At 38.5% G+C, this 13655-nt stretch carries 18 protein-coding genes; 7 read left to right on the forward strand and 11 right to left on the reverse strand.

Annotated elements, in window-relative coordinates:
• The first annotated feature begins 290 nt into the window (after positions 1-290).
• The 4 genes from leuC to P9Q65_RS06580 all read left to right on the forward strand — a co-directional run bounded on the left by leuC (position 291) and on the right by P9Q65_RS06580 (position 3856).
• The gene (gene leuC / locus P9Q65_RS06565) at positions 291-1562 is read left to right on the forward strand and encodes a 3-isopropylmalate dehydratase large subunit (RefSeq protein WP_304508571.1); all 1272 of its coding nucleotides are present in this window, start codon (positions 291-293) and stop codon (positions 1560-1562) included.
• Positions 1562-2056, forward strand: a complete 495-nt coding sequence (gene leuD, locus P9Q65_RS06570; protein ID WP_304508572.1) for a 3-isopropylmalate dehydratase small subunit — start codon at positions 1562-1564, stop codon at positions 2054-2056. The genes leuC and leuD overlap by 1 nt, the downstream gene beginning before the upstream one ends.
• 5 nt (positions 2057-2061) lie before the next feature.
• A complete protein-coding gene (gene leuB / locus P9Q65_RS06575; protein WP_304508573.1) occupies positions 2062-3135 on the forward strand; it encodes a 3-isopropylmalate dehydrogenase in 1074 nt (357 codons plus the stop codon).
• 169 nt (positions 3136-3304) lie between these two features.
• Positions 3305-3856 (forward strand): hypothetical protein, encoded by a 552-nt coding sequence (locus P9Q65_RS06580; RefSeq protein ID WP_304508574.1) that lies wholly within the window; start codon positions 3305-3307, stop codon positions 3854-3856.
• A 6-nt stretch (positions 3857-3862) separates the two neighbouring features.
• Here the strand turns inward: P9Q65_RS06580 and P9Q65_RS06585 are convergent, their stop codons facing one another.
• From P9Q65_RS06585 to P9Q65_RS06610, 6 genes are all read right to left on the reverse strand, one after another.
• The gene (locus P9Q65_RS06585) at positions 3863-4021 is read right to left on the reverse strand and encodes a hypothetical protein (protein ID WP_304508575.1); all 159 of its coding nucleotides are present in this window, start codon (positions 4019-4021) and stop codon (positions 3863-3865) included.
• A gap of 31 nt (positions 4022-4052) precedes the next feature.
• Entirely contained in the window at positions 4053-4319 is a 267-nt protein-coding gene (locus tag P9Q65_RS06590; RefSeq protein ID WP_304508576.1) for a hypothetical protein, read from the reverse strand.
• Between the two features lie 232 nt (positions 4320-4551).
• Positions 4552-4938 (reverse strand): hypothetical protein, encoded by a 387-nt coding sequence (locus P9Q65_RS06595; protein WP_304508577.1) that lies wholly within the window; start codon positions 4936-4938, stop codon positions 4552-4554.
• Positions 4939-4943: 5 nt separating this feature from the next.
• On the reverse strand, positions 4944-5123 hold the full coding sequence (locus P9Q65_RS06600; RefSeq protein ID WP_304508578.1) for a hypothetical protein: 180 nt from the start codon (positions 5121-5123) through the stop codon (positions 4944-4946).
• 12 nt (positions 5124-5135) lie between these two features.
• Positions 5136-5402, reverse strand: coding sequence for a hypothetical protein (locus P9Q65_RS06605; protein ID WP_304508579.1), 267 nt, complete (start codon positions 5400-5402; stop codon positions 5136-5138).
• 281 nt (positions 5403-5683) lie between these two features.
• Positions 5684-5890 carry a hypothetical protein gene (locus tag P9Q65_RS06610; RefSeq protein ID WP_304508580.1) on the reverse strand — a complete coding sequence of 69 codons (207 nt, stop codon included), beginning with the start codon at positions 5888-5890 and terminating at the stop codon, positions 5684-5686.
• 190 nt (positions 5891-6080) lie between these two features.
• Between P9Q65_RS06610 and P9Q65_RS06615 the strand changes: the two genes are divergently transcribed.
• Positions 6081-6569 carry a helix-turn-helix domain-containing protein gene (locus tag P9Q65_RS06615; RefSeq protein ID WP_304508581.1) on the forward strand — a complete coding sequence of 163 codons (489 nt, stop codon included), beginning with the start codon at positions 6081-6083 and terminating at the stop codon, positions 6567-6569.
• A 318-nt stretch (positions 6570-6887) separates the two neighbouring features.
• Positions 6888-7331, forward strand: a complete 444-nt coding sequence (locus tag P9Q65_RS06620) for an ImmA/IrrE family metallo-endopeptidase (RefSeq protein ID WP_304508582.1) — start codon at positions 6888-6890, stop codon at positions 7329-7331.
• Positions 7332-7460: 129 nt separating this feature from the next.
• Here the strand turns inward: P9Q65_RS06620 and P9Q65_RS06625 are convergent, their stop codons facing one another.
• Positions 7461-9290 carry a methyl-accepting chemotaxis protein gene (locus tag P9Q65_RS06625; protein WP_304508583.1) on the reverse strand — a complete coding sequence of 610 codons (1830 nt, stop codon included), beginning with the start codon at positions 9288-9290 and terminating at the stop codon, positions 7461-7463.
• 435 nt (positions 9291-9725) lie between these two features.
• Between P9Q65_RS06625 and P9Q65_RS06630 the strand changes: the two genes are divergently transcribed.
• Positions 9726-10217, forward strand: coding sequence for a hypothetical protein (locus tag P9Q65_RS06630; RefSeq protein WP_304508584.1), 492 nt, complete (start codon positions 9726-9728; stop codon positions 10215-10217).
• Positions 10218-10529: 312 nt separating this feature from the next.
• Here the strand turns inward: P9Q65_RS06630 and panC are convergent, their stop codons facing one another.
• From panC to P9Q65_RS06650, 4 genes are read right to left on the reverse strand one after another with little or no spacing between them, the layout of a single operon-like run.
• Positions 10530-11378, reverse strand: a complete 849-nt coding sequence (panC, locus tag P9Q65_RS06635; RefSeq protein WP_304508603.1) for a pantoate--beta-alanine ligase — start codon at positions 11376-11378, stop codon at positions 10530-10532.
• Between the two features lie 15 nt (positions 11379-11393).
• The gene (panB, locus tag P9Q65_RS06640; protein ID WP_304508585.1) at positions 11394-12221 is read right to left on the reverse strand and encodes a 3-methyl-2-oxobutanoate hydroxymethyltransferase; all 828 of its coding nucleotides are present in this window, start codon (positions 12219-12221) and stop codon (positions 11394-11396) included.
• On the reverse strand, positions 12218-13102 hold the full coding sequence (locus P9Q65_RS06645) for a Rossmann-like and DUF2520 domain-containing protein (protein WP_330695272.1): 885 nt from the start codon (positions 13100-13102) through the stop codon (positions 12218-12220). Before P9Q65_RS06645 ends, panB begins: the two co-directional genes overlap by 4 nt.
• Positions 13103-13312, reverse strand: a complete 210-nt coding sequence (locus P9Q65_RS06650; protein WP_304508586.1) for a hypothetical protein — start codon at positions 13310-13312, stop codon at positions 13103-13105.
• Between the last annotated feature and the right edge of the window lie 343 nt (positions 13313-13655).

Consider the following 13655-nt stretch of genomic DNA (forward strand, 5'->3'; position numbering starts at 1 on the left):
GGACCTTGGGGCTTTGCCCCAATACCCCACAAGCCCTTTGAAAAGGCTTGACCTAAACTTTAATACTTGCTTAAGGCTCTTAGCTAAGGGGACTACATTCTAGGACACCTATAAAGCCTAACGACAATCATCTTAATTCCTAGGGTACAGACAACGTCTGTACCCAATAAAGGGTCAAGGGAGAAACTCCCTTGCAGAGTTTTAGGGACAGCGTCCCTAAGGTCTACGGGTTTGGGCAACGCCCAAGGTCTTAAAGTCATAAAAAACAAAAATGAAAGGAAGTATTTTATATGGGAATGACAATGACACAAAAAATACTGGCAAAGCATGCTGGATTAGATCACGTGGTTCCGGGCCAGTTAATCCAAGCAAAATTAGATATTGTAATGGGAAATGATATTACAACCGCTGTTGCGCTAAAGGAATTTGCAAAAACAGGTGCAGCTGAGGTCTTCGATAAAGAAAAGGTAGTCATCGTTTTGGATCACTTTACACCAAATAAAGATATTAAGGCGGCAGAACAATATAAAAGCTGTCGTACCTTTGCCTATGATATGAATATCAAAAACTTCTTCGACGTGGGTAAGGCAGGCATCGAACACGCCCTATTACCTGAGCAAGGCATTGTTGTCCCCGGTCAGGTGATTATCGGCGCTGACAGCCATACCTGTACCTATGGGGCACTGGGTGCATTCTCCACAGGCATTGGTTCAACAGATATGGCCATTGGTATGGCTACAGGGGAATGCTGGTTTAAAGTTCCCTCGGCAATTAAGTTTAATATCATTGGTAAAAAACCGCCTTATGTCAGCGGCAAGGATGTTATTTTACATATCATCGGCAAAATCGGCGTGGACGGCGCATTGTATCGCTCCATGGAATTCACCGGAGAAGGCATTCAAGAACTTACCATGGACGACCGCTTTACCATCGCCAACATGGCAATTGAAGCAGGGGCGAAAAATGGTATCTTTCCCATAGACGAAGCTTGTATCGCCTATGCAAAGGAGCATTCCCAAAAGCCTTTCGATATTTATGAAGCTGATGTTGACGCTGAATACGATGAAGAAATCATCATTGACCTTTCTTCCCTTCAGCCAACCGTTTCCTTCCCTCACCTGCCTGATAACACAAGAACCATCGACCATGTTGGAGATGTGAAAATCGATCAGGTGGTAATCGGTTCCTGTACCAACGGAAGAATGGATGATATGGCCATTGCGGCAGATATTCTTCGTGGAAAAAAGGTTGCGGAACATGTGCGTACCATTATCATCCCTGCTACTCAGGAAATTTATCTGGAATGTATCCGCCGTGGATATGTATCAGACTTTATAGAAGCCGGAGCAATTTTCTCCATGCCAACCTGCGGCCCTTGCTTAGGGGGGCATATGGGTATTTTAGCTTCGGGAGAACGCTGCGTATCCACCACAAACAGAAACTTTGTGGGACGTATGGGTCATGTGGAAAGCGAAGTTTATCTGGCAAGCCCTGCCGTTGCAGCGGCATCCGCAATTGCAGGTAAAATTGCGGATCCCAGAAAGATTGGAGGTCATGAATAATGAATGCAAAAGGACATGTTTTGAAATATGGGGATAACGTGGATACAGACGTAATTATCCCCGCTAGATACTTAAATGTATCCAACGGGGAGGAATTGGCAAAGTATTGCATGATTGATATCGACCCCGATTTCACCCAAAAAGCAAAAAGCGGTGATATTATTGTGGCAACGAAAAACTTCGGCTGCGGCTCCTCCAGAGAACACGCTCCTCTGGCAATTAAATGCGCCGGAATCAGCTGTGTCATTGCAAGTACCTTTGCTCGTATTTTCTACCGTAATGCTATTAATATCGGCCTGCCTATCTTAGAATGCGATAAGGCAGCAAAGGATATCGATAACGGTGATGAAGTAAGCATTGATTTTGACAGCGGCATCATCACAAACCATACAAAAAACCGAACCTATCAAGCACAGCCTTTTCCTCCTTTTATTAAAGAGATTATGGCAATCGGCGGTTTGGTGGAACAGACAAAGGAAAAGATAAAGGGGTGAGGATTATGGGAGAATATAAAATTGCAGTCATTCAAGGGGACGGCATCGGCCCCGAGGTCACACAGGAGGCCATCAACATATTAAAAGCAGTAGGCAAAAAATATCAGCACCATTTTACCTTTGAATATGCCCTTGCAGGAGGTTGTGCCATTGACTCTTACGGACAATGCCTGCCAAAGGAAACCTTGGCAATTTGTAAAGGCGCAGACAGCGTCATGCTAGGTGCCGTTGGTGGCCCAAAATGGGATAACGTACCCAATGCACAACGACCCGAAAAGGCTCTTTTGGGCTTGCGCTCACAATTGGGGTTGTTCTCCAATTTACGCCCTGCCAAAATTTATGACGCCTTGGCAGATGCCTGCCCTTTAAAAGCAGAAATCGTTGCAGGGGGCTTGGATATTCTTATTGTGCGGGAATTAACAGGAGGTATTTATTTTGGCGAGCGTGGTTATCGAAAAGGAAACTATGGTGTAGAGGCCTATGATGTGGAAACATATAGTGAAGTAGAAATCCAACGTATTTTGAAAAACGCCTTTACCGTTGCCATGCAGAGAGAGAAAAAAGTTTGCTGCGTAGACAAGGCAAATGTTTTGGAAACTTCCCGCCTTTGGAGAAAAGTTGCAGAGGAAATGAAAGCCAGCTACCCCCAAGTTACTCTTTCCTATATGTATGTAGATAATGCGGCAATGCAACTGGTGCGTAATCCAAAGCAATTTGATGTTATTGTAACCTCCAACATGTTTGGTGATATTTTGTCCGACGAGGCCAGTATGATTACAGGCTCCATCGGTCTACTCCCCTCGGCAAGCCTAGGAAAAGGAACCTTTGGTATGTATGAGCCCATTCATGGCTCTGCCCCTGATATTGCAGGGCAAAACAAGGCAAACCCCATTGCTGCCATTTTATCCGCAGGAATGATGTTAAAATACTCTTTCCATTTGGAAAAAGAAGCCGAGGACATTGAAAATGCGGTAAAGGCTGTTCTGGAGGAAGGCATGCGTACCCCCGATATTTTCTCGGAGGGTGCTACCCTTTTGGGTACAAAGGAGATGGGTCAGGCAGTTCTATCTCATATATAAAAAGGGAACCGTTCTTTCCTATTAAATATCATTTTTAAACACTATATTATTTGGGTGCAACATCAATTGATGTTGCACCTTTTTTCCTTGCACAATCAATCATGAAATCTTTTGCTCTTTTTTCTAAATTTTGCTATACTAACACTACACGTTATCAGGGAGGGATATTATGCAACTGTTATTTACTGGAATGATATTCATTTTTATCGATTTTTCTATTAATATTAATACTGCTGTCATCGGGTTAATTCCCGATTTTGTGGGGTATATTTTCATATATAAAGGTCTTTTGGAATTAACCCAAGAAAGTCCCCATTTTCAACAAGCCCTGCCCCTTTCAAAAATAATGATAGCGGTTATGTCAGTACTTTATGCAATGGATGTGTTATCCATCACCACTACTTCCCGATTCCTGGCCATCCCTTTAGGGATGATTACTACGGCCTTGGCCTTATATACGATCTACCAGATAGTCCGTGGAGTTTTAGATATTGAGATTTCAAAAAAAATAGATCTTTTTGGAGAAAATCTTTTTTTCACATGGAAAATGTGGGCTGTTTTTACCGCTTTATCAACTATCCCGGTATTGATACCTGGATTATCCGTAATTTTTGGTTTGCTAAGTTTAATTATGGCAATCATCCTTTTGGGCACCTTTTATAAAACCAAAACTCAATTTTATGCGCAACCCAAAAACCCTACACACGAAACAAATTTGTAATGGAATTTACATAAGTAAGCTGTTTACTCCATCAAAAGAATAAACAAGCTCTGCTTTATCCTCTATTTTGCTGTTCCTAAGGATAATCCCTTTGATATCGGCACTAGGATAGCCGTTTCCATTAAAAATCTCTCTAATACAAAAATCCGCAAAATTAAAAAGCAAAACAAGCCTACAAGTCCTGCCGTCACAACCGTTAAATTGCTTTTACAGCAATGGGCTTTGCCTCGCCCCATTTTGTATCAACACCACCGAAAAATATAATAAACAAGAGGGCTATGGAGCAAACCTGCTCTACAAAAATACAATCATCAAATTTGATTTTCACAATCCTATCAGAGCCAAAAATTATACCTAACAAACTAAATATTAAAAGTATAGGCATATCCAGTTTGTTTGAAATTTTATTCCCCAACACACGCATAATGATTATGACCGCCGTTACAAGTAAATTTACAACCATATCTAACTTCCTTCAAAAAATACAGGACAAGATTTTAGACAATTATTCTTATCAAACGCCCTGAAATTTTCTATAAAAATAATTTTTCAATAAATTTGTTATACCCAAAATTAGTTATTATGTAAATTGATGTTTCAATTCTCTTTCTTCTATTTTTTAAAGCGGATTTCTCTTTATAAAATTCGAAAGCCCGGTTGTACAAAGCAATCGGGCTTTTTTAAACAGTTTACGATTATCTTCTTTGATCCAATAAGTAGAAAAACCTCCTTCTGAGGGCATAAAATCCAGCTCTGCTGGTTGGAATGTCTAAATATTCATAGGGTACTCCCTCCGTAACGTTCTTTAAAAGGCAAACATATAATTCTCCGTCCGCTTCCATCGCAGCTTGCTCAATCATTTTTATTTCATGCTCCAACTGCACCTTTTTTGTGGCAATTCTTCCTGTTCTATCTGACAAGCCATTCCCTCTTGTCGATTGTAATTGGGGTGACGACAGCTCCGTTATAGAATAAAGTCTTTTCTGCTTCTCCTTATATTGCCTGCAAAAATATTTCAGCTCACGATAGCGGTTATCGGAAATATCATAGTTTGAAAGCTGTAAATTGCGCTCCTTTGCCAATGGCGTCACCTCTTAACTTTATTTCTTTTTTGACGTTTATATAGTTCTACTTCATCGCTATTTGCAATCCGTGCCGCTTTCAACTGATCCAATTTTTCCCGTTCCTGTTGATAACGCATGCAGCTGGCATGACAAAGTGGATGACGCTCTTGGCAACAATAACAACAAGTTATTTTATGATTCATATAAACCCCTCCCTATTGCAAAATACGCCCCTTCATAGCACCATATTCCTTTGAATTGAACCAAAAGCAACGACCGTCAATTTGCATAAAAAAACGAGCAATAAAACTTAAATCTTTTTTGCATATCCACATAGTTATGTAGAGAACCTTTTTACTATCATTCAGCAAGTTTATCATTCTTTCACTGCTTTTATTCCTTAAGCTAAAGTTATGGAAACCTTCGCTTGATACATCGATCACAGCCAATCCATTCATTTTCCATGAAATATTGGACTTCATAATCGCACTCTCCGCAATTCGGGCATGATTCAAAATCCCCTTGACAATTTCCACACCCATCACATTCCTTGTCCATAAGCCTACATTGAAATGACATGATCACCCCTCCCTTTTTTCATTTGCAGAGGAAAAACGCCTTTTTTTGCATATAATCCCTTGTCAAACCTTAAGTCAACACTACAGTCTTAATTATTTTATGGCTTTGGGTAAAATAACTGCTTCTTTTCCATGAATAAAAATATAAATTTTGCATTTGCGTAAAATCGCATTTTATGCGACATTTATGCAAAAAAAATTTTTTCTGCTTTTCCTCCCTCCAGATTCAAAATATCTACCAGCATAAGAACTTCTTTTATCGTGAAGCAATTACAAGAATCATACAGCTTTTTGTTAAATACTTGGGGATTCATGTTTATTTTTTTCGCAAGCTTTTCTTTTGTATAACCCCGTTTTAAAACCTCATCCATAAATTGATTTGAATTAATCATGAAATCACCTCCTTTTGTCGCATATTATGCGACAATTTAATACTAGCGAACTCTAGTAGAAAAGTCAACCTTTTTTGTAATTTTTTGCTATTTATCGCATTTTACGCAACATTTTCACTCTATACTATTGCGTATATGCGATTTTCTGATATACTTAACTTATATTTTAGATTAGAAAGGAGGTAATCAAATGGATGTTGGTCAAAGAATTAGAGCCTGTAGAAAAAAAAGGGGATTAACCGTGGATGAGCTAGCGGAAAGATTGGAAAAAAATCGTGCAACCGTTTATCGCTACGAAAACGGCACCATCGAGAATCTTCCAATCACCATATTGGAACCAATTGCAAAAGCATTAGACACCTCTCCCGCCTATTTAATGGGTTGGACAGAAAACAGTTCTCCCACGACGGATAAGGATGGGATACCCGCCTTAGAAACAAAAGAAACTTTTACTCCAACGGAACACGAACTGGAGGTAATACTAGCATATCGCAATCAGATAAATATGCAACCTGCGGTTGACAGAATTTTAGGTATCTCTGCAAAAAGCGGGGTTCCTCTACAAGGAAAAATTGCCACCAGGGGATTTCAGGAAACTATAGTGAGCGAAGAAAGCAACCTGGCTGCTCAAAAAATCAAAAAACGTCTTGCTGAAGCTGCCGAGGATATTGATTTTTAGCATTCAAATTCATTTTCAGAAGGTTTTCCGCGAAAGGTATCAAAACTTTTTTCGGTGAGGAAACTTTTTAAAATCTATGATATTAATTGAAATTTTCATGAAAATTAAATTAAAAAAGGCCCGTATTGTAATGCTGCAAAAAGCAAAACAATCGGGCTTTTTTTACCATAAATATGCAATTAAGCCAATGGAAACAAAATTTTTCATAAAGGCTTAGTCTTTTTTGGCATCTTCAATTATTTACTTGCTTTTGTAAACATTACAAGATTTAAACCAGCCCCTATTTCAAATTTACTTTATACAATATGGCAGACCCCCATGCTAAAGAAGGAAATGGTTTTTTTAAAATTTGAAAATCAATATTACATCGTTTTTAACGACTCCATCCATCATCTGGGACGAATCCGTTTTAACATAACACATGAAATAGGTCACATCTTATTGGGGCACGTTGACGCAATTCCCTTTTACCGCAAAAGTGAATTTGATTCAGAAACAAATGAACAAGAAACCCAGGCAAATATTTTTGCGAGAGATTTATTGATGCCCTCTGCAATCCTAACTGCACTGGAAGTACATACACCCGAGAAAATTTCCACCTTATGTAATATCAGCGTGCAATCAGCGCAAATCAGGGCAAAACGTATGGAAATTCTATATCATAACTTTCAACTGCATCCTTTAGAGCGCACCGTAACCGAACAGTTTCTGTCTATATTAATGAAAGAAATCTGCGAAAATAAATTACCCCCTGAAGCATAATTCATACAAATGCTTCAGAGGATTTTTTATTTTAAAAGCTATACCATTCTTAGAAAATCAATTTTGATTGTCGGTATTTTTCCAAAAAAATCTTTTCTAGATGCAAAGACTTCCTTTCACGCAAAGCTTTTAATATTTACCATCAAAACTATCTAACTCAAATTCTGAAGCCTCCTGTGGGAAAGATTGGGGGGCTGTATGCTCCTCATTCTCCTCATCTTTCAGTCTGAATTTTCCAATCAATTCCTTCAGCATCAAGGATTGTCCGGAGAGTTCCTCGCTTGCAGCTGCACTTTCCTCGGCAGTTGCAGAGTTTGTTTGAACAACCGCGGCAATTTGTTCAACTCCAATATTTACCTGCGCAATAGAATCGGCTTGCTCCTCACTGGCCTCCGCAATATACTGAATAATCTGAGAACTTTTTTCCACTTTTTTTACAACCTCTGCTAAAGCTTTGGCTGTTTCATTTACATTATTTACCCCTTGTTCCACAGCCAAAATAGACTTCTCAATTAAAACTGCTGTGCTCTTTGCACTTTCCGCAGATTTTCCTGCTAAATTGCGCACTTCATCGGCAACTACAGCAAAACCTCTTCCTGCTTCGCCTGCCCTTGCAGCTTCTACGGCTGCATTTAGCGCCAAAATATTGGTTTGAAAAGCAATATCTTCAATAGCATTGATAATTTTTCCTATTTCCTCAGAAGTTTTGCTGATTTCCTCCATAGAACGAACCATCTGACTCATCTGCTCATTTCCACGAGAAATTGCAACCATAGACTCACTGGAAATTGCCTTTGCCTTCTCAGCATTCTTGGCTGTTTGACTACTATGGTTAGAAACCTCATTTATTGATGCAGATAATTCCTGAATTGAGCTTGCTTGTTCCGTGGCCCCTTGGGAAAGGGCTTGCGCACCTGATGCAACCTGTTCCGAACCACTAGACACCTGTTGGGCTGCAATATGAATCCGGCAAAGGGTTTCATTCAGCATATCCGCAGTTCCTGTTAAGGCAAACCTTACTTTTGCAAAATCCCCATCATAGGAATTCTGAAACGCCAAATTCAAGTTTCCATCTCCCATTTCTTGAAGCAAATAGGAAATTTCGTCAATATATTTTATGTAGATTTTCAGCCTATTAATTAAAGTGGTCATAGATTTTGCCAAAAGACCTATCTCGTCGTTTGTATTTATATCCACTTCCGCATCCAAATTCCCTTCAGAAAGGGCTTGTGTTATTTTATTTAGTTTTTTAATGGGTTTTACAATGCTAATAACAATATAAAAACCCAAGGAACATGAAATGGCAACACAAATTAGGATAATGATAAGCAGGCCAATGACAGAATCCCTGATACCTGCCTGGACAACAGCATTTTCCTCCGCAATATAATTATCAATATAATCTGTATAGTTTCCCGTTCCCAAAACCAAATCAAAAGGAGCAAAATATGCTGAATACCCTCTTTTGGGGGATGCCTCTGTTTCCCCTGGTTTTTGAAAAGCAAAATCCGTATATCCCCCACCATTTAAAGCCTGTTCCTTAATAGCTTGAATAAAAGGAAATCCGTTAACATCCGTGGCATCTGCTCGATTAGTACCCTCTGTATCCTTTCCCAACAAAACCACGCAAGTTCCGTCCGTTTTATCAGCCCAGAAATAGCCATCCCCACCATATCTCATATTACGGAGTGCATCCAACCCTATTTTTTCCGCCTCTTCCTTTGTATAAGCACCTTCTACGTGGGCATTGTATACACTTTGCAGCATCGATACTGCACAATCCACCTGTTCTTTGATTTTCTCATCAAATTCACTTCTGATTTCTTGTTCCATGGTTTGCAAAAAAAGATCTTTCTGTGTCTCCATTCTAAAAATAGATGTCCCCGCCACACAAATACCTGAAAGAACAACCAAAAGCATTAAAATTGACATTTTTGTTTTAATTTTTAGTGATTTCACAAAGCCCCTCCATTCACCCTCCGTGCCAAAAAACTATAATTTAAAAATAAAAGTATTAAAGCACATCAATCAGATTTTAATTTTAACAAATTTTAACAACTTTACAAAAATTATAACATGTATTTTTCATTTTGCAACATTTTTATCAACTTTCCATGCAAAAATTACATTGATTGAAAGCACTTTGTAATTATTTAATAAAACCAAAAAAAAATTTATATTAAACTTTTCTTGGATTTATTAGAATTCGTTTTTTTATTGTTTTTACTAAAATCCGTTGGTTTTTATGTTCTTCTATGGTATAATTAAAAAAATAACAAAATGTAAAATATTTTCATAAAACGAAAATTTTTCAAAATATTCCTTGCGCTTTTTCAATGAAATAATCCTATTATTTTTTCTAATAAATTCACGTTAAAGAAAAGAGGTGTAGCCATGCTTAGTGAATACATAGGTATGATCGGTGCAGTAGCTGGTTCTGTTAGTACACTGCTTGTTATGGAAGGAATTCGTCATATGGGTGGTGTAAAACTTTTCCTACGAGACATACGATTTAAGTACCGCTTAAACAGCAGTTTTAGCAATTCCTTATATGAAGACATCAAGCAACCTTTTCGACTGGGCTATGATTTGGATATCTATAATTGCGGCAATATCCCCAAGCTGGCTCATGATTTTTCTCTGGCATTTTATAAAGGCAGTAGTCTGGTTCTAGAAGCTAACCCCAAATGTGACAAAAGTGCATTTAATGTCAATCCCAGAGAAATCATTTCAGTTTCCCAAGTTTTTGATATGGATGATATAGACAATGCCCTAGTAGGAATAACCAAAATTGTACTGAAATACAAAACTACAAAGCGTCGCACCCATAAATTTGTTCTGTACCAAGGTCAGCCTCTCTATCCAGATACGGCAAAAAAAGCCTGATGCAAAAAACTAATATAAATTATTTTAGGGCGTCATCATAAAGCGATGCGCCCTTGTATTCATTTTTTTCATTTAAAATGATGGTCATTAAAAAAATTATTTTGATCTTTTAAATAAAATGGACCCATAGGTATTGCTGCCAAACACATACGCTTGCAAATAGAAGATTGTAACTCTATTTGAAAAAATAAATGTGAATATTTAAAAATCCTTCAAAATAATTTTGCTGCATAAAAAGATGCCCTTTAAAGAAACGTACGAAACAATTTCTTAAAGGACATCATTTTAAGTCTTTTATTAGCAAAAGATAGCTTATATCTTATAAGCAATATTGTCGATCAATCTAGTTTTTCCAATAAACACCGCTACAGGAATCAAAATAGAGTTTGCAATCTTCCCTTTCAACACCTGGAGACTTTCGCTGTCAACAATTTCAACGTAGTCTATTTCTGCCAATGGTTCCTGCACAATGCAAGAGAGCAAAGCTGCTTTCAAAACAGAAGCATTGCGTTCACCATTATTCAATGCATTTTTCGCCACTTCTAAACTCCGGCTTAAAACAAGGGCTGCTTGCCGCTCCTCTGGAGATAAATACACGTTCCTTGAACTTCTTGCTAAGCCATCTGACTCTCTGACAATAGGGCAAACAACAATCTCCACATCAAGGTTCAAATCCCGCACCATTCTCTTGATCACAGTCACCTGCTGGGCATCTTTCTGACCAAAGTACGCCTTATCTGGCTGAATGATATTGAAAAACTTAGATACCACCAAACAAACCCCATCAAAATGCCCCGGTCTTTTGCTACCGCAAAGCACATCCGTTAAACCGGAAACATGAACCATTGTGGATTGATCTGGAAAATACAGTTCTTTTGCATCCGGAGAAAAAACAACATGAACGCCAACACCTTGGCATAGACTGCAGTCCTTTTCCAAATCTCTTGGATAGGCGTCAAAATCCTCCGTTGGGCCAAACTGGGTAGGGTTCACGAAAATGCTCACAACCACCCTATCATTCTCCCTAGCAGCTCGTTCGATCAGACTTTGATGCCCCTCGTGAAGCGCTCCCATAGTTGGCACAAATCCAACAGAATGCCCCTCTTTTTTCCATTTTTTCACAATGCCTTGCATCTCTTTTATTGATTTTACAAGCATAATTCTATCTCCCGTTTTTTAATATAGCTTCTTTAATTGCTCTTCATCTATTTTAAAGGTATGTTTTTCCTCAGGGAAATGGCCTTCCGCCACCTCCTCGATATACATACCAATTGCTTCTTTCATTGTTTTCCCTATATTTGCATATTGCTTTACAAACTTCGGTACAAAATCATCAAACATTCCCAGCATATCTTGATAAACTAAGATTTGCCCGTCACATTCCTTGCCTGCACCAATGCCAATGGTAGGAATAGAAACTGCCTTTGTAATCAGTGCAGCAACCTTTGCGGGAATCCCCTCCAAAACAATAGCAAAGGCTCCGGCCTCCTCTAGGGCAACTGCATCAGCAATTAACTGCTTTGCCGTTTCTTCACTTTTTCCCTGTACTTTAAAACCACCAAAAGCGTTCACTGACTGAGGTGTTAATCCCAAATGCCCCATAACCGGAATTTGCGCCGCCACAATTGCACGCACCTGAGGCAACACGTTGGCACCGCCCTCAAGCTTTACCCCATGAGCGCCCCCTTCTTTTACCATGCGCCCTGCATGATAAATTGCATCCTCAATTGACGTATGGTAGGATAAAAAAGGCATATCGCTGACAATTAAGGCACTTTTCGCCCCTTTTTTCACCGCTTTTGTGTGATAAATTATTTCATCAACGGTAACAGATAAAGTGTCCTCCTCGCCTTTAATTACCATACCGAGGGAATCGCCAATTAAAATTGCGTTAATCCCACTTTCGTCGATAATCTTCGCCATAGAATAATCATAAGCTGTGAGCATCGTTAACTTTTTACCTTGAACCTTTGCTTCTTTAAATGTCAAAACAGTATTTTTCATTTTTCCAACCCTTTCAAACAAAATTCAATCTTATTGTAGTTTTCCGCTTTTTCCCCAGTTTCCTTTTTCCGTGCAAGTTCTAATAGATGGAGAGAGAGCTTTTTATAAATCTCCTCATCTTCTTTTTTAATCACAGAAAGATGCCGCTGAAGTGTTTTCCAATCTCCTCTGAGCACCGGCCCTGTGAGAGAAGAAAGAAACCCTTTTTCTTCAATATTTCTGATATTGCCCTTTACCAAAGGCATAACGACGGAAATTGCTTCTTCTTTTGAAAGGCCCATATCCAGAAAATAGGAAACCCCTATATCCAAAAGAGAGAGCGTGAGGTTAGATACAAAGACATTGGCAAGGTGATATATCGCCGCAGTTTCTGCACTTCGAATAAAATAGAAATTTCCTATTTTCTTCATCATCTGCAAAATGGCATCTTCATCACCGTGTGAAAAATCTCCTTCCAAGGAAAATTTCACAGTCTGCAATTCCTTGAAATCCACGGTTTTATGGGAAAATGCGTAGATTGGATGGATTGAATAAACGGTTGCACCTGCCTTTTTAGAAAGCTGCAATACCGTAGAAGGAAGTGATCCACTGGCATGGCAAATTGATTTGCCTTTTACGTTCAACTTAGAAATTTCATGATCTATCGCTAAGATTGTGTCATCGGGAGTTGTAATCCATATTATTTCGTTATCTTGAACAATTTCTTCTATGCTTGTATAAATATTCGTATTTGTCAATCGGCAAGCCTCTTGGGTATGCTCTAACGTTCTGCCGAAAAAGCCGCTTACCGTAAGCCCATGATATAAAAAGTAACGAGCAAGGTTTACCCCTACTTTTCCGGGCCCAATAAATCCAATTTTGATATCATACCACCTCCAAATTCATGGTACAACATCCGTGTCAATCTCATTCCCGATAGATATGAGTTGCCGTAAAATCAAAACTATTTTTCCAACGAACTGTTCTTTTTTGAAATCTTGCCTCTCTAGAATAGATAAGGTGACCTCATGAAACAGCGTTGATAAAACAAAAAGCCCTGGTGCAGTTTTTTCAATACCACCCGCTGACAAGAATACCACCAAACCCTTCATAACTCAACCTTTTTTTACAAATGTTATTAAATTTTAGTCAGTTTTTATACAAAAAAGCACCTATATTTTTACCTATGCCCTTTAAATTTCTATTTTTATTCATTTTATTTCATTTTTCGGCAAAAAACCTTTTTTATTACAAAGCATTCTTGTTATAATGAATAAAAATTCAATTGTATTATTTAACTCTTTGACCAAAATATTCACAGAATCCAAAGCTTTTGTAATATAAAAAGTGCCTATAGACAAGTCTATAGGCACTTTTTGTTATCTGTGAATGTTAAAAAAGTCTTACAACCAGAGCTTTAATTGCAAATTCATGCCATTTTGGCTATCACTTTAT

The sequence above is a fragment of the Anaerotignum sp. genome (genome assembly GCF_030625865.1).
Classification (GTDB): Bacteria; Bacillota; Clostridia; order Lachnospirales; family Anaerotignaceae; genus Chakrabartyella.